11 protein-coding genes are annotated in these 16,352 nt (G+C 62.6%); 8 read left to right on the forward strand and 3 right to left on the reverse strand.

Translation table 11 applies throughout. The features are described 5' to 3' along the window. The first annotated feature begins 98 nt into the window (after positions 1-98). Positions 99-995, forward strand: coding sequence for a LysR family transcriptional regulator (locus ABH912_RS00310; RefSeq protein ID WP_429509248.1), 897 nt, complete (start codon positions 99-101; stop codon positions 993-995). 127 nt (positions 996-1,122) lie between these two features. On the opposite strand, the gene ABH912_RS00315 is transcribed toward ABH912_RS00310, so the two are convergent. From ABH912_RS00315 to gspG, 3 genes are all read right to left on the reverse strand, one after another. Beyond that, positions 1,123-1,764 carry a hypothetical protein gene (locus ABH912_RS00315; protein ID WP_429509249.1) on the reverse strand — a complete coding sequence of 214 codons (642 nt, stop codon included), beginning with the start codon at positions 1,762-1,764 and terminating at the stop codon, positions 1,123-1,125. A gap of 151 nt (positions 1,765-1,915) precedes the next feature. Beyond that, positions 1,916-3,103 (reverse strand): type II secretion system F family protein, encoded by a 1,188-nt coding sequence (locus ABH912_RS00320; protein WP_429509250.1) that lies wholly within the window; start codon positions 3,101-3,103, stop codon positions 1,916-1,918. Positions 3,104-3,115: 12 nt separating this feature from the next. Next, a complete protein-coding gene (gspG, locus tag ABH912_RS00325) occupies positions 3,116-3,550 on the reverse strand; it encodes a type II secretion system major pseudopilin GspG (protein ID WP_033058866.1) in 435 nt (144 codons plus the stop codon). A 195-nt stretch (positions 3,551-3,745) separates the two neighbouring features. Between gspG and ABH912_RS00330 the strand changes: the two genes are divergently transcribed. From ABH912_RS00330 to ABH912_RS00360, 7 genes are all read left to right on the forward strand, one after another. After that, entirely contained in the window at positions 3,746-4,354 is a 609-nt protein-coding gene (locus ABH912_RS00330; RefSeq protein WP_033058864.1) for a lytic transglycosylase domain-containing protein, read from the forward strand. A 207-nt stretch (positions 4,355-4,561) separates the two neighbouring features. Beyond that, positions 4,562-10,390, forward strand: a complete 5,829-nt coding sequence (mnxG, locus tag ABH912_RS00335; RefSeq protein ID WP_429509251.1) for a manganese-oxidizing multicopper oxidase MnxG — start codon at positions 4,562-4,564, stop codon at positions 10,388-10,390. A gap of 127 nt (positions 10,391-10,517) precedes the next feature. Beyond that, positions 10,518-12,470: a YncE family protein gene (locus ABH912_RS00340; RefSeq protein WP_429509252.1), complete on the forward strand. Its 1,953-nt coding sequence runs from the start codon at positions 10,518-10,520 to the stop codon at positions 12,468-12,470. 14 nt (positions 12,471-12,484) lie between these two features. Continuing rightward, complete coding sequence (locus ABH912_RS00345; RefSeq protein ID WP_429509253.1) at positions 12,485-13,141, forward strand: SCO family protein; 657 nt, start codon at positions 12,485-12,487, stop codon at positions 13,139-13,141. Beyond that, the gene (locus ABH912_RS00350; protein WP_429509254.1) at positions 13,138-13,764 is read left to right on the forward strand and encodes an SCO family protein; all 627 of its coding nucleotides are present in this window, start codon (positions 13,138-13,140) and stop codon (positions 13,762-13,764) included. The genes ABH912_RS00345 and ABH912_RS00350 overlap by 4 nt, the downstream gene beginning before the upstream one ends. Positions 13,765-13,773: 9 nt before the next feature. Then, positions 13,774-15,324, forward strand: a complete 1,551-nt coding sequence (locus tag ABH912_RS00355; RefSeq protein ID WP_033058854.1) for a cytochrome c/ABC transporter substrate-binding protein — start codon at positions 13,774-13,776, stop codon at positions 15,322-15,324. 15 nt (positions 15,325-15,339) lie between these two features. Beyond that, positions 15,340-16,293 (forward strand): peptidylprolyl isomerase, encoded by a 954-nt coding sequence (locus tag ABH912_RS00360; RefSeq protein WP_033058852.1) that lies wholly within the window; start codon positions 15,340-15,342, stop codon positions 16,291-16,293. Positions 16,294-16,352 lie beyond the last annotated feature (59 nt).

Here is a 16,352-nt window from a genome sequence, read left to right on the forward strand (position 1 = left end):
GGGCTCGACAGCTGCTACAAGGGCAAGCGGCTTCGCCACGGTGTCTAAAAAAGCAAAAAGCGGCTATAAAATGCTTGGCTGTCAACCAAGGCGTGACAATGAACCCGTTCGAAGATATGCGTATTTTTTGCCAGGTCATGGATTCCGGCAGCTTCACCGCGGCGGCCGATCAATTGGGCCTGTCCAAGCAGTTCGTCAGCCGGCGGTTGATGCAACTCGAAGAGCGTCTGGGGGTGCGGCTGCTCAATCGCTCCACGCGGCGACTGGACGTCACGCCACTGGGGCAGAGTTATTACGAGTCAGCCTTGCGCCTGCTGGGCGAAGTCGAGCAAGTGGAGCAGGGCATCGCCGGCCAGACCACCGAGCCCCGCGGCACTATTCGTATCAGCGCGCCATTGTCGTTTGCGGTGGCGCATTTGGGCTGTTTGCTGCCGGTGTTTTTGCAACGTTATCGCGACGTCACGGTGGAGGTCGACCTCAGTGACCGGCCGGTGGATTTACTCAGTGAGGGGTATGACCTGGCGCTGCGCATCGGCATTCTGGAGGACTCGACGCTGATCGCTCGACGCATCGCTTCCATCCAGCGGGTGTACTGCGCCAGCCCGGCTTACCTGGCCGCGCGCGGCACGCCGCTCAAACCCGAAGACTTGCACACGCATGACTGCCTGCCTTACGGCCATGGTCGTCAGGTGCAATGGCGATTCGAAGGGCAGGGCAAGCCGATGGTGGTCAATGTCACCGGGCGGATGCGGGTCAACAATGGTGAACTGCTCAGGGATGCGGCGATTGCCGGTATGGGGATTACTTACTTGCCGACCTTCATAGTCGGTTCGGCGTTGAAGGACGGCAGGCTGGTGCCGGTGTTGGACGGGTTTCGTCCGCAGCCGCTGACGTTGTCGGCGGTCTATCCGCAGCACCGTCAAGCATCGCGACCGGTGCAGGCGTTGATCGAGTTTTTGCGTGAGCGGCTGGATCAGGCTGAGGACGTGTTGTAGAGCATGAGCACGTGCGAGCCTGCTCGCGATGGCGGAGTGTCAGTCGACATCATGTTGAATGACAGATTGCTATCGCGAGCAGGCTCGCTCCCACAGGGGGGGTGTGTTGTTTGGGCATCAGTGGATGTCAGGACCTTTTGTCATCGCCTGGCTCGCCACCCACATGCACACCATGGTCGTCACCCGGTTCACCGCCGACATGTACGCCGTGGTCGTCACCGATTTCACCCGCGCGATGCACGCCGTGATCGTCGCCGATTTCACCAGCGCGATGCACGCCGCGATTGTGGCCAACTTCACCGGCGCGATGCACGCCGTGATCGTCGCCGATTTCACCAGCGCGATGAACCCCGCGATTGTGGCCGACTTCGCCCGCTTGATGAACGCCATGATCGTCACCCGGTTCGGCATGAGTGCCGCTACGCCCGGAGGAGGCTGTATTCCCGGAGTGTCCCGAGCCATGGTCGCTGCCGGCGTGACCGCTGCCACTGTTGCCACCACTGCCGCTTCCACCGTGACTGCCGCCATTGCCACCGCCACCGCTTCCACCACTGCCGCCGCCACCGCCAGAGCCGCCCCCGCCACCACCAGAGCCTCCACCGCCAGAGCCACCACCGCCCCCGCCACCAGAGCCGCCACCACCTCCGCCACTCCCGCCGTCCTTGGCCTGTGCGCTCGATACACCGGACAGGCTGTCCGGAATCAATACGGTAGACGCCGACAGAACTGCGCCAATCGCTACTGCCAGTAAAAGCTTGTTGATGTGCATGTCGTTCTCCGTCTTCTTGATTCGGGTTGGAACGTTGATGAACAGTGCAACGTGCTGCTCGATTCAATGGGTGAACACCGCAGCGAGCGGATTAATTCGGTTGCAACGTGGATGAACGATGAACGGTACAACTCGACCCCGCTCCAGAGGGTCAGTGAATACTCGAAGCCAGCTCGAAAATCGGGATGTACATCAGGATCACGATCACCCCGATCAGCAGGCCGATGAAGGTCATGAGCAAGGGCTCGAACAGCCGCACGAACCATTCGATCCAGCGGCTGATTTCTTCGTCGTAGAAGTCGGCGCTGCGCTCCATCATTTGCCCCAGGTTGCCGGACTGCTCACCGGCGCGCAGCAAGCGCAGGGACACGGGGGTCACCAGATGATTGAGTTCCAGGGCGGTCGACAGTGACTGGCCCTCGCGCACCCGTTCACTGGCCTGGTCCAGGCGCGCGCGGGAGGCGACGGTGAGCAGGCCGCGAACCATGCCCATGGCGGTGACGAGGGGAATGCCGCCTTGCAGCAGAATCCCCAGCGAGCGATAGAAGCGCGCCAGTTCGTACATGAAAATGCGTTGATGGACCGCCGGGAGTTTTTCAATCACACGGTCCAGGCCTCGACGAAAGGCCGGTTGGCGCTGGAGCAAGGTGAGGGCGACGATGATCGCCAGCAATGCGCCGAAGAATTCGCCCTGATGGGCGTGCAGAAACATCCCGCTGCTCATCAGGATCTGCGACAGCCACGGCAGGTTCGAGCCCAGCCCTTCGAACACCAGGCTGAAGCGTGGCACCACGTAGCCCATCAGAAACAACACCACGCCACCGCCCACCACCAGCAACAGCAGGGGGTAGATCGAAGCACTGACGACTTTTTGCCGAACCTCGTCCATGCGCTGGCGATAGCTGACATAGCGACCCAGGGCATCGCCCACGGCGCCGGTCTTCTCGCTGGATTGAACCAGCGCTACGTAGAGCGGAGGGAAAACCGCCGACAACTGGGCCAGTGCCTGGGAGAACGATTTGCCTTCATAAAGCAGGCGCACCAGTTCGCTCAAGGTCTTGCGGGCCTGGGGCGCGTTCTCTTTTTCCGTCAGGCTTTCCAGCGCATCGATCAGCGGCAGGCCCGCATTGAGCAACGTCGTCAGTTCCTGGCTGAACAGCACCAGGTTGAAGGACTCGCGCTGTCGAACCCGCAGCGCACGCCAGTGACGTTCGGCGTACAGGCTGATCACCCGATAGCCCTGGTCTTCGACGATGCGCCGGGCTTCGCTGTGGCCCAGCGCCTCGACAGTCATCGAGACGACGCCGGCCTTGCCAACGGCTTTGAGATGAAAACGCATGATCGCCTCCCGTCATTGCCAGCTGGTGACTTCGGCGTTTTCGCCTTCGCCGCCGGGTTGGCCGTCCTTGCCCATGGACAACAAGTCGTATTCGCCGTTTTCGCCGGGGCAGCGATAGGTGTAGTTACGGCCCCACGGGTCCTGCGGGAGTTTTTTCTGCAAGTAAGGACCGGTCCATTTGGTTTCATCGCTGGGCGCGGTGACCAGCGCCTGCAAACCCTGTTCGGTCGACGGGTAATGACCGACCTCCAGACGGTACAAGTCCAGTGCTTTGCCCAGGCCTTCTATTTGCGCCTTGGCCACCTTCACTTCGGAGCGGCCCAGTTGGGCGAAATACTTCGGCGCGACGATGCCAGCCAACAGCCCCAGCACCACCAACACCACCAACAGTTCGAGCAGGGTGAACCCGCGTTGAACACGCGGGGCGGATCGCAAACGCTGATTCATGATGACCTCACACAGTCGGCAGAAGGGTCGCCGTGAAGGCTTATGCAATTGCCATGCACATGCCCGGACATTCTTCTGCAACCCCTGTATTACCGGCCTTTGCGCATCCGGCGCAGGGCTTGCATATGGCTGGTTTACTACCGGCCATTGGGGCATTAGCCCCGTTTTTCGGGGCCGGGCAGGGGAGGTAGAAAAATGAAAACACTCACCACAGGACTGCTCGGTCTGCTGGTGCTGACCGGCGTCGTACAGGCCGATGTGTTCGTTTCCGTGGACGCCAAGGGCAGCTACGTTCTGTCCAATGTCCACCGTCCCGGCCGCACCTATGAACGGGTGATTCACGAGCCAGAACCCACCCGGGTCAGCATGGATCAACAACCCCAGATGATTGCCCGGCAGCCCTATGCCGAGCTGGTTTCGGCGGCTGCCACGGCCAATGAATTGCCGGCAGCGCTGTTGCATGCGGTGATCCAGGCCGAGTCCGCGTATGACTCCCGTGCGCGGTCACCCAAAGGCGCGGGCGGGTTGATGCAATTGATGCCTGGCACCGCCCGGGATTTGGGGGTGAAGAATGTCTACGACCCGAAAGCCAACATTCAGGGTGGCGCCAAGTACCTGAAGCACCTGATGACCCTGTTCGATAACGACATCAGCCTCGCCGTGGCGGCCTACAACGCCGGGCCGCAAGCGGTGCTCAGCCGTGGCGGGGTGATCCCGCCGTTCGCCGAAACCCAGCGTTACGTGCCCAGTGTCTTGCGCCAATACCGACGCTTGCAGGGCCTGGCCGCGGATGCGCCGTTGTGATTGGCGACAGTGGGGCACGTTCCCCAATAGTGGGGAATGATGGCCCCGACCGGAAAGTGGGGGGAAATGGGTGGGGAATATCCCCCTAGTTGTTAAGTCGTTTATCTAATAGATTGAAAAATAACAAAAATATTTGTGGCATGCGGATTGCTCAAGGGGATTTGTCGAGACTTATTCCTAATGAGTACCCCAGCGAGGCCCGTGATCATGACCGGCATACCCTACGCTCCGTCCTTGTTAAATCTGCTGTTGTTGGTGGCATCGATGCTGGGCATCGAGTTGGCTGAGGCAGCCGTGCGCTGCGAGCGCAATCTGGTGGCCAACGTCGTGGCGCTGGATCAGCCGCTGATGTTCAACCGCCTCGGTGCGCAGAACGCCAACGGCATGATGTTCGCCCTGCGCCGCGATGTGGTCGATGACCACCAGATGTCCCTGGCCCAGGGCGGTGCGGCGGTGCCGGGCAAAGTCTCGCTGCGGCCCGACAAGCGTCCGCGTCCACTGGTACTGCGCGTCGCTGCCGGTGACTGCCTGACCATCAACCTGCAGAACCTGCTCGCCTACCAGGCCAACCCCGGCAGTCATGAAAACGGGGAGGAGGGTGAGATTGAGGGCGAAGTCGCCATCGGCAACGAAGAAAACTTCAAAGTCGATGAGCAAGTCACCGACCGTCACGTCGGCTTCCAGGTCAATGGCATGCAAGCGGTCAACAGCATCGACGACATTGCGTCCTATACCGGGCGCAACGCCAATACCCTGATTGCCCCCGGCGCCACCCGTTCCTACACCTTGTACGCCGAGCGCGAAGGGGCGTTTGCCGCCAGCAGCCGTGGCGCGACCTTCGGCGGAGAAGGGGATGCGGGCAACGTGGCCAACGGACTGTTCGGCCAAGTGGTAGTGGTGCCCAAGGGCGGCCGCACCTATCGCAACACCGTGACCGAAGAAGAGATGCGCCTGGCCAGCGTCGGCCGCACCCCGGCCGGTCAACCGATTGTCGATTACCAGGCGCGCTACCCGCAGCGCGAGCCGTGGATACGTGAAGGCAAGGCCGGCACACCGATCATCAACATGGTCGACGGCAATGAAATCATTTCCAGCGAGAGCGACGCGATCGTGATGGGCAGCAACGCCGACGGCAGCTTCCCTCCGTTGACCTATCCGCTGGAAGCCATCGGCAAACGCAACCCGGCGATCCCGAATCGTCTGGAACCGTTCCGCGATTTCGCCTCGCAGTTCCAGGATGAAACCGCCGCGACCCAGGCGTTCCCCGCTTTCTGGGCGGACCCGGTGATGGCCCATGTGCTGGAGCCGACCCGCGATTCGTTCATGATCAACTATGGCTCCGGCGGCATGGGCGCCGAAGTGGTTGCCAACCGTTTGGGCGTCGGGCCGATGCACGATTGCCTGTCCTGCGCCTATGAAGAATTCTTCCTCAGCTCGCACACCGTCGGCGACGTGGCGATGCTGGTGGACGTGCCGGCCAACGCCGGCCTGGAAAGCATTCGTCCCGGTGAAACGCCGAGCGCCGATCAGATCGGGGTCAAGGCGACCATGGCGCTGTACCCGTCCGAACCGTCCAACGTCAATCACAGCTACATCGGCGACTTCATCAAATTCCGCAACACCCACAACGGTCACGAGCAACACATTTTCCATCTGCACGGGCACCAGTGGTTGTTCAACCCCAACGACGACAACTCAGATTATATGGACGCCCAAGGCATCGGTCCGGGCGCCGGTTACACCTATGAAATCGCCAACGGTGGTTCGGGCAACCGCAACCGGGTCGCGGGCGATGCGATCTATCACTGCCATTTCTATCCGCACTTTGCCCAAGGCATGTGGAGCATGTGGCGGGTGCATGACGTATTCGAAGAGGGCACCAAACTCGAGGTGTCCCAACAGGGCGCCGACGGTTATCACAGCGAACCTTATGCACTGCGCAGCGGTAAACCGGCCGCTGGCGCCCGGGCCTTGCCCGATGGCGAGATCGTTGCCGGTACACCGATTCCAGCCGTTGTGCCGCTGCCAGGCAAAGCCATGCCGCCGATGCCGGGCAAAGTCGCGGTCGTGCCGAAAATCGGCGAAACCCTGGTGGCCGGTGGCGATGACGACGATGACGAGGAGGATGGCGACGACGAAGAACAACTCAGCGGCAACGGCGGCGCTCAGGCCATCGGTTCCCTGGCCTTGGTGGATCGCAGTGCAGCCAACCGCAATGCCGACGGCAGCCTGAAAAACCCAGGCTATCCGTTCTGGATCGGCGGCATGGAAAGCTCGGTTGGCCAACGCCCACCGACCCCACCGCTGGACATGCTCGACGCTGCCAAGGCACAGGCCTTGAAAACCAGCGGCAACGCTTTGTGGGCCAATCTCGACCCGGCTCAGTCCGGTGGCTGGGACGGCGGCCTGGGGCGCCATTCTCTGGACGGTTTCTCCTCCGGTGGCCAGGCGCACACCATTACCACGTCCCTGGATTTCTCCAAGGAAGTGACGCGCGCCAAACCGATTTACATGCCGGAAGAGGGCACCGAAGTCGAACAGGCGGCCATGGCGTTCCACGCCAAAAAAGACCACCCAAGCTTCGCCGTGCTGCCCGGTAATCAAATCGTGGCGCGCAACTTCCGCACCAACGGCGCCTTGCCGATCGCGGGCGCACCGTATTACGAACCGTGCATGGATGACCGGCAAAAACGCCTGACCAGCAGCGCCGGCACCGGTGAGTTCAACAGCGGTGAACGGATTGACGGCCTGTCCTTCAGCGGTTCCTCGACGTTCACCGCCGACCGTCCACGGGTCTATAAAGCTGCGAATATTCAGTTCGATGCGGTCTACAACAAGGTCGGTTATCACTTCCCGCAAGCGCGCATTCTCGCGCTGTGGGAAGACGCCTGGCCGGTGATTACCAAGCAGCGTCCGCCAGAGCCTTTGGTGATGCGCATGAACACTTTCGATTGCGTGCAGTACCAGCAAACCAACCTGGTGCCGGCCACTTATGAAATGGACGACTATCAGGTGCGCACGCCGACCGACGTCATCGGCCAGCACATTCACCTGCCGAAATGGGACCTGACGGCCGCCGACGGCTCGGCCAATGGCTGGAACTACGAAGACGGCGTGCTTTCCCCCGGTGCCGTGCAAGAACGCATCCACGCCATTCGCGAGTTCAACCAGTGCCAAGGCACCGATCCGCGTGACGGCACGCCGGCCTGCCCGAAAGCCAAGGCTCACCCGTTCTTCGGCCAATACGGCCGGGCCGACTGGGTCGGCGCGCGCACCGCGATGCAGCGCTGGTTTGCCGATCCGGTGGTGAACGCCAAAGGCGTCGACCGTGGCCTGGGAACCATTTTCACCCACGACCACCTCGGCCCATCGACTCACCAACAGATCGGTCTGTACGCCACCGTGTTGGCAGAACCGGCCGGTTCGACCTGGTTCCACGCCGAAACCGGCGAGCCGTTGTACAGCGGCGCGCGGCAGGACGGCGGGCCAACCTCGTGGCAAGCGGTGGTGTCCACCGGTGACCTGGACGGCGACGGCAAGAACGACAGCTTCCGTGAGTTCTTCCTCGAATACAGCGACTTCCAGCACGCCTATGAAGCCGGTGTGTACGTCGGCGCTGGCCCTAACGGCGTGCCGAATGCTCAAGCCTTCCCGGCCACCGCTGACAGCTTCCGCTACGCAATCAACCCGCCGGTGCGCAAAGAAGCCGAGACCTTGCTTGAACAGGTGGTCGAAGCCCGCGGTGGACTGATGCCCGGTTGCCCAAGCCGGCCATGCCCACAAGCCATCTCGGTCGATGACCCTGGCATGTTCGTGGTCAATTACCGCAACGAACCGCTGGCCCTGCGGGTGTACGACCCGAACAAGGTCGGCCCGGACGGCAAGCGCGGCATGCAGGCCGACGGCCTCGGTGGCGACCTGGCGTACGCCATGCAAAGCCGTACCGACCGCGCCATCCCGGCGATGAACCTGGCGCCGAACCTGGTGACTGCAGCCACCGGACCAACCGGCGGCACCACGCTGTTTCCGCCACACATCAACCGTGGCGGCGCCGAACCGGGTGACCCGTTTACGCCGATGCTGCGTACCTACACCGGTGACAACGTGCGGCTGCGGGTGCATGCCGGTGGTCATGAAGAAGAGCACAACGTAACCCTGCACGGCGTGAAGTGGCTGCAAAGCGGTTCCGGTTTCGGCAACAGCTCCAACTCCGGCTGGCGCTCGTCGCAGATGATCGGGATCTCCGAGCAGATGGGCTTCAATGCGCCGGTGTCGATGATCTCCAGCGCCGCCGCGACCACCGGGGATTACCTGTACTCGATGGACGCCTCCCTGGAAGGTTACTGGAGCGGGATCTGGGGCGTGATGCGCAACTACACGGCCCAACGCAGCGACCTGTTCGCGCTGCCGAACAACGCGAAACCGGCCGGTATGCGCAACACCGTGGCGTTCGATGGCATCTGCCCACGGATCGGCGCCAACCCCAATGGCATCGGCACCCGGCCGACACCGCAACGTAATTATGAAGTGGTCGCGGCACTGGCCAACGACATCCTTCGCAATCCGTTGAATCTGTCGATGGCTGATCCAGCCGGCATCGGGCAACACGTCGGCGGGGCGTTGAATCCGGCGGGCGGAACCCTGGTGTACAACTCGCGGGCAGTGAACATTCCTCAGGTGACGGTGAACGATCCTGAGGACGGGACGACCTTCACCATCGGCGGGCAAAGTGGCCCGTTGCATGACCCGACGGCGATCCTTTATGTGCGCAAGGGCGATCTCGATCCGATCACCGGCAAGCTTAAACCCGGTGTGCCAGTCGAACCGCTGGTGCTGCGTGCGGCCGCCGGCGATTGCATCAACATCACGCTGGAAAACCGTCTGCCCATGGTGATGCCGGATCTGACTCAGACGGCTACGGTGATGGGTATGGTCAAGCGTGACCGCAATGATGGCGAGGGCTCGACCACCTTCAGTAACAACCTGATGCGGCCATCCAGCACAGTGGGCCTGCACGCACAACTGCTGGCGTACGACATCACCAAATCCGACGGGACTAACGTCGGCACCAACCCGATCCAGACCGTGCCGCCGCGTGTCGGCACTGTCGGCGCGTACCCGACGCGTACCTATCAGTACTACGCCGGGCACCTGGAGCGTGAAGGCAAACCGGTCACGCAATTGGGCCGCAGTGTCGACAACATCAACGCCACGGCAGTGGAGTTTGGCGGGTTGAATTTCACCCCGGCGGACGTCATCAAACAGCCGCAGAAAGGCCTGGGCGGGGCGATGAGCATCCTGCCGGTCGGCGCGACCTGGGTTGACGATGCACGCAAAGTCTCGGCGACGGTCACCGCACCGGGGCAGACCACCTACCGCGATTTTGCGATGGTCTGGCAGAAAGCGTTGAACATGCGCTGGGCCAATGGTCGTCCGGTGGAAGGTATTGCCTCGGAGGCCGGTGTACCGACCGATCCGCAGGACAACTCGAGCATGGCCATCAACTACAAGACCGAACCCATGTGGTTCCGCTTCGGCCTGCCACCGGATGCGCCGTTCGGGCACGCCGACGGTCATGGTTACGGCGACGTGCCTAACGCACACATGGCCTTCAGCAATGCGCTGGTGGGGGGCGATCCGCAGACGCCGGTGCTCTATGTGAAACCGGGGCAACCGTTCCGCACCCACATCATGATGCCCACCGGTGGCAGCCGTGGCACGACCTTCCAACTGGATGGTCACGTCTGGTCGCTCAACCCGTTCCAGTCGGAGAAGAGCGATACCGGTGGCTATCCATTGGCTACCCCAGGGGTGGGTTCGGTGCGGTTCGGTTTCAACCCGATGTCGATGTACATCGGCGCCCACGAAAGCATCTTGCCGGCGGCGCACTTCAGCTTCATGCACCCGAGCGCCGGGGGCAGCAACGCGATACCGGGCGACTACCTGTTCCGTGACTACGGCGCCTACGGCAACACTGCCGGGCTTTGGGGATTGCTGCGGGTGACCAACGAACCTGAACCGGCTCCGGCACCGTAGGTGTAGGAGCGAAGCTTGCTCGCGAAGGGTTCACCTCGGTTTTGGTGGGGTAGCGGATGACGCCTTCGCGGGCAAGCCTCGCTCCTACAAGGGAAAGGCAGACACAGATCTGAAGGGGAGAAGCAGTATGAACAGGACCATCAAAATCGCCGGATGTGCGCTCGTTTTAGGGATGGTGCTGATCTGGCTGGGCGTGTGGCGCACGGCGCACCCGGTCATGCTGAGCGAGGTCGCGCTGCCGGACACCTGGAGCGGCAAGACGCTTGAGCGCGACGGGGTGTCGGTGGCGCTCGAGGTGCGGCCGCTGGCGCAGGACGGCGTGCTGCGCGAAGGTGGATTCGCCGACGTGCGCTTTCGGGTCGCTGACAGCGCTTCGGGCCAGCCACTGTCGGGTGTTGCACCCGGTGCCTGGCTCGATCCGGAAACCGTCGCCGCCGACCAGGCCCAGGGCCGCGAACACAGCTGCAAATCCCGGGTCGGGGTGTTTCTGAAATCGAGCATCGGCGCACGGCCGATGCTCGATCTGAACAGCTACTTCCTGCTGGTGATGAACCGCGATGCCAGTGTCTCGGTGGTCGATCCGTCGGTGTCGGTGGGCGGGATCACCAGCACGATGGCGCGGATCGACATCAAGCAACCGCCGATGGATTGGGTCACGCCCAGAGACAACAAGCGGGCGTTCGTCTCGATGCCAACCGCCGATGAGATTGCGGTGATCGACAGCGAGCAATTCAAGTTGATCGACTCGGTGGCTGCCGGCAGCCACCCGGTACGGTTGGCATTACAACCGGATGAGCGTCTGCTGTGGGTCGGCAACAATGCGAAGTCGGCGGAAGAGTCCGGGGTGACGGTGATCGACACGCGCAGCCTCAAGACGCTCAAACACCTGGCCACCGGTGCCGGGCATCACGAAATCGCCTTCAGCAAGGACAGTCGTTTTGCCTTCGTCACCAACCGCGATGACGGGACGGTGAGCCTCATCGACATCGCCAGCCTGACCATCAGCAAGCAGCTCAAGACCGGCTCGCACCCGTTGTCCGTGGCGTACTCGCCGCTGTCCCAGGCGGTGTATGTCGCCGATGGCAAGGACGGCACGGTGACCGTGGTCGACACCGCCAGCCTCACGGTACGGCGGGTGATCAAGATGAAACAGGGCCTGGGCCCGATGGGTTTCAGCGCGGACGGTCGTTTCGGCATCGTGCTCAACACCCTGGAGAACCAGGCCTCGGTAATCGACGCGGCCACCGACTCGTTGATCCATGAACTGGACGTGTCCGCCGAACCTTATCAAGTGGTGTTCACCAAGGCCTACGCCTACATTCGCGGACTGGCCTCGGCCAAGGTCACGATGATCAATCTGTCGTCCTTGGGTGAAGGCCGCACGCCCATCAGCCAGGGCTTCGAAGCCGGGCCTCAGGCGCCACGGCTGGCCGGTGACCTGCCGCTGGCATCGAGCCTGGCGGTGTCGCGGGATGACAACGCGGTGTTTGTGGTCAACCCGGTGGACAACACCACCTATTTCTACGCCGAAGGCATGAACGCGCCGATGTCCGGCTACCCCAATCGCGGGCAAGTGGCGCGGGCGGCGATGGTCATCGACCGCAGCCTGCGCGAAGTGGAGCCGGGGCTGTACAGCGCCCGGATCAAACTGCCCGCCGCCGGCCGCTACGACGTGGCCTTCCTGCTGAACCAGCCGAACATCATCCATTGCTTCACGGCTTTGGTTGAGCCGGATAAAAACCTCGCCCGGCACCCGGGGGTGCCGAAGGTGGAATTCATGCTCGGCACGTCCACGGCCGCCCTCGGCAGTCCTTACGTGGTGCGTTTTCGCATCGTTCAGGGCCAGCAGAAGGCACAGCGCAGCGGGGTCAAGGACGTTCAGGTGCGCTACTTCCGGGCCCCGACGTCCCGGGTCCAGCAAGTCGCCGCGCAGGAAGTGGGCGACGGTGTTTATGAAGCCCCGGTGACCCTCGATCAGAACGGCGCCTGGTACCTGCACGTACGCGCGGCGTCGCTGGGCGCGAGTTTCGATGACAAGACGTTTGCCAGCGTTCGGGTCCTGCCCGGCGATGCCCACTAGAAAGGAGTTTCGACATGAACCGATTCGCACACCGTGGACTGCTGACGTTCTGTCTGCTGGCCGCCGGTATCGGCCAGGCCCTGGCCCACTCGGCGGATGAACACGCCGGTCACGAAATGCCAGCCCAAAGCACCCGTTCGGAAAGCGCCCAGGTCAAGTTCGCCGACGTGATGCTGGTGGACCAGAACGGCAAACCGGTGCGCCTGGAAAAGGACCTGGTGACCAACAAGATTGTGGTCATGAGCTTCATCTACACCAGCTGCACCACGGTGTGCCCGGTGGTGTCGTCGATCATGGGCAAGGTGCAAAAACAGCTGGGTGCCCGGGTCGGCGGCGAAGTGCAACTGGTGTCGATCAGCATCGACCCGCAGCGCGATGACGCCAAACGCCTGAACGACTACGCCCGCAGCTTTCAGAAAGGCCCGGGCTGGAGCTGGCTGACCGGCAGCTCGCAGTCGATCGACGAAACCCTCAAGGGACTGGGCACCTTCAGCGGCGACTTCAAAAGTCATCAGCCATTGATTCTGGTGGGGGATGGCAACAGCCGCCACTGGACCCGCTACTACGGCTTCACCGACCCGACGGTGCTGGCCCGTGAAGTGGAGAAACTCAGCGGCCAGCGCAACATCCACGCCAAGCACACGGTCATCGCGATGGAGCAGCAGCCATGAGAGCCGTCGACTGGATCTCCCTGACGGTTTGCTTTTGCCTGTTCAGTTCGCTGGCGTCCGCGCATGAAGGGCACGAAGAGCCGGCATCGGCGGTGGCCGCTGTTGCCGCACCGCCAGCTAGTGGCACCCGCGATGCAAAAACCTGGTTCACCGACACGCCGTTGCAGGACCAGAACGGCGAGACCCTGCGGTTCTACAGTGACGCGCTGCAGAACCGCGTGGTGCTGCTCAATGTGATTTTCACGCGTTGCAACGATGCCTGCCCGCTGATCACCCGCAAGCTCAAGGAAGTGCGTGAGTTGCTGGGCGACAAGGCGGACGGCATCACGTTTATCTCCCTTACCAGTGATCCGCTGCGCGACACGCCAGCGGTACTCAAGGCTTACACCTTGAAGCAGGGCGTCGATGGCCCCCACTGGCTTTTTCTTACTGGCGACAAGGCACAGATGGACCTTGTATTGGGGCGCATCGGCCAGATCGTACCGACCCCCGAACAGCATTCGACACAGCTGATCGTGGGTGACGTGGCCAACAAACGCTGGAGCAAAATCCGTCCCGATGCCCCGGCCGCCGCCATTGCCCAGCGCTTGCAGTTGCTGACAATGCCCGTGGCCGGTCGTTGAGCCCGCGCGATGAGAACTTCACTCGCTCTCGGCCTGCTACTGCTCGGCGGCCTGCATTTTGCCGCTGATGCGTTGCCGCTGAGCCCTGACGAAAGCGCCGGCAAACGGCTGTATCGCGAGGGTGTGTCGGCGAGTGGCGAGCCGATCATGGCGCGGGTCGGGGCGGCGGACATAGTGTTGCCCGCCACCAGCCTGCCGTGTGCCAACTGCCACGGCGCCGATGGCCTCGGGCGGCCCGAAGGCGGGGTGCGACCGCCGGATCTGCGCTGGTCGCGGCTCACCAGCACCTACGGCCAGCAGCACATCAATGGCCGTGCGTACCCGGCGTATACCGAAGGCACGTTGGCGAGGGCCATCCAGGAAGGACGTGATCCGGGCAACAATCGGCTCGACCCGGCGATGCCGCGCTTCGTCCTGTCGATGAATGATCAGCGCAACCTCACGGCCTACCTCAAGCGCGTGACCGATGACCGCGACCCCGGCCTGACCCCCGACAGTCTGCACCTGGGCACCTTGTTGCCTAGCCAGGGACCGTTGAGCGAGGAGGGCGCCACGGTGGCGGCGGTGCTCCAGGGCAGCGTGGCGCGAATCAACGAAGCGGGCGGGATTCATGGCCGGAAGTTGCGCCTGACCATCCTCGATCCGGGCCCGGACCGCGCCAGTGCCGAGCAGGCGCTGGATCAATTGATCGATCAGGAACAAGTGTTCGCCCTGATCGCGCCGCTGGCACCGGCACTGGACTCGGACCTGGCCGCGCGCCTGGAACGGGCCGGCGTTCCACTGATCGGACCGTTGTCATTGCTGGGCACGGCGCAGGCCAGTCGGCAGATTTTCGAACCGCTGCCGGGGTTGCGCGAGCAACTGATCGCCCTGGCCGATTACGCCATCGCTAATTTACGGGTGCTCCAGGGACCGACGCTGATCACTTACCCGGACGAGCCCAGTCAACGGCTGGCGGCGCAGAGCCTCGGCCAGTACTTGCAGGACCACGACTGGCAAAAGGTCAGTCTGAAAGTCTACGACTCGGCGCAAGACGAATTGCCACTGGGCTCGCGGTCGGTGTTTTACCTGGGCAGCGGCGGCGGTTTCAGTCGCCTCGCCGAGCGTTTGCAGGCGGCGGGACAAGTGCCTTATCTGTTCGCTGCGTCGAACCAGGTGGCGGGTGATCTGTTGCAGGTGCCCAGTGAATTTTCCCGGCGGGTGTTTCTGGCTTATCCGTTCGTGCCCAGTGACTGGACGCTGGCCGGACGCCTGGCGCTGACCCAACTGCGCCAACGCCAAGGGCTCGGCGGTCAGCATGCGATGCTGCAAGTCGGCGCGTTCAGTTCGATGTTGCTGCTCAGCGAAGGCATGAAACAGGCCGGGCGCGACGCCAGCCGCGAGAAACTCATCAGTGCGCTGGAAGGCCTGCATGACTTCGATACCGGGCTGACCCCGCTGATCAGCTTCGGTCCGGGCCGCCGCCTCGGCTTGCGGGGCGCGCATATCGTCACCGTGGACCTGCCCGACCAGCGCTTTTATCTGGTCGCGCCCTATAAACCCGTTGCCGCTACTCCCTGACTGGAGGTCTCGATCATGGCGCTCAAGACTCTGTTGCTCCTGCTCACGCTGTGGGTTCCCGTGGCGTTCTGCAGCAATGGCCCGGCCGCCGCGCGGGTCAATGGCGAGGTAATTTCCGCGTTTCGCCTGGAGCGTTATTTCGCCGAATACCTGGAGGATCAGGGCCGGGCGGTGGGCAACATCCGCAACCCCAAGGCCTACAAACAATTACGTCAGGCGGCACTGACAGCCTTGATTGACAAAGAACTGCTGTGGCAGGAAGCCGTCAAGCGCGGGGTGGTGGTCAGTGACGCGGTGGTGCAGCGCCAGGTCGATCAGACCCGGCAGGCTATGGGCGGTGCCGACGTGTTCGCCCGGCGCCTGGAAGACGCCGGTTTCGACGAAGTCGGCTACACCGAATACACCCGCCGTGAGCTCGCGGCCCAGCAAGTGTTTGCCAACCTCACGCAGGTCGCCGGGCCTGACGAAAAACAGGTCCGTGCGTTCTATGAAGAGCATCGCGCCGAGATGAGCCGGCCGGAACACATCCAGGCACGGCATATCCTGATCAAAGTGCCTCAAGGCGCGGATGCCGCCGCAGTTGAAACTGCCCGGCTACGCTTAGAGGAGATGCGTGTGAAAATCAGTGCGGGTGAGGATTTTGCCAGCGTGGCCCGGGCCGGTTCCGAAGACGCTTCCGCCAGCGAGGGCGGTGATCTGGGCTATTTTCCTCGTGGGCGGATGATGCCTGAATTCGAAGCAGCGGCTTTTGCCCTGGCACCGGGGGCTGTCAGTACACCGGTGCGAACACCGCTGGGCTGGCATTTGATCTACGTGCAGAACCACTTGGAGGCGACCGATGTCTCAGAGGTTCAAGGGCTTGAAATGGTCCGGGCTTACCTCGCCCGACAGCAACAGGCTCAGGCTCGCCTACAGGTGCTCGCGCAACTGCGATCAAACAATCGAATCGAACGGGTTGATGATGATTGAAGGTTCCCCCCCAATAGTGGGGAAATGCTTCAAGGTACATCCGAGTGCTTCCCCGCCTT

The sequence above is a fragment of the Pseudomonas sp. BT76 TE3572 genome (assembly GCF_050435365.1).
GTDB classification, from domain to species: Bacteria; Pseudomonadota; Gammaproteobacteria; order Pseudomonadales; family Pseudomonadaceae; genus Aquipseudomonas; species Aquipseudomonas fluorescens_W.

What these genes read in the sequence shown, in the direction of transcription:
- ABH912_RS00310 (WP_429509248.1), top strand. Translation starts at nt 99, where the DNA reads ATGAACCCGTTCGAAGATATGCGTATTTTTTGCCAGGTCATGGATTCC.
- ABH912_RS00315 (WP_429509249.1), bottom strand. Translation starts at nt 1,764, where the DNA reads ATGCACATCAACAAGCTTTTACTGGCAGTAGCGATTGGCGCAGTTCTG.
- ABH912_RS00320 (WP_429509250.1), bottom strand. Translation starts at nt 3,103, where the DNA reads ATGCGTTTTCATCTCAAAGCCGTTGGCAAGGCCGGCGTCGTCTCGATG.
- gspG (WP_033058866.1), bottom strand. Translation starts at nt 3,550, where the DNA reads ATGAATCAGCGTTTGCGATCCGCCCCGCGTGTTCAACGCGGGTTCACC.
- ABH912_RS00330 (WP_033058864.1), top strand. Translation starts at nt 3,746, where the DNA reads ATGAAAACACTCACCACAGGACTGCTCGGTCTGCTGGTGCTGACCGGC.
- mnxG (WP_429509251.1), top strand. Translation starts at nt 4,562, where the DNA reads ATGACCGGCATACCCTACGCTCCGTCCTTGTTAAATCTGCTGTTGTTG.
- ABH912_RS00340 (WP_429509252.1), top strand. Translation starts at nt 10,518, where the DNA reads ATGAACAGGACCATCAAAATCGCCGGATGTGCGCTCGTTTTAGGGATG.
- ABH912_RS00345 (WP_429509253.1), top strand. Translation starts at nt 12,485, where the DNA reads ATGAACCGATTCGCACACCGTGGACTGCTGACGTTCTGTCTGCTGGCC.
- ABH912_RS00350 (WP_429509254.1), top strand. Translation starts at nt 13,138, where the DNA reads ATGAGAGCCGTCGACTGGATCTCCCTGACGGTTTGCTTTTGCCTGTTC.
- ABH912_RS00355 (WP_033058854.1), top strand. Translation starts at nt 13,774, where the DNA reads ATGAGAACTTCACTCGCTCTCGGCCTGCTACTGCTCGGCGGCCTGCAT.
- ABH912_RS00360 (WP_033058852.1), top strand. Translation starts at nt 15,340, where the DNA reads ATGGCGCTCAAGACTCTGTTGCTCCTGCTCACGCTGTGGGTTCCCGTG.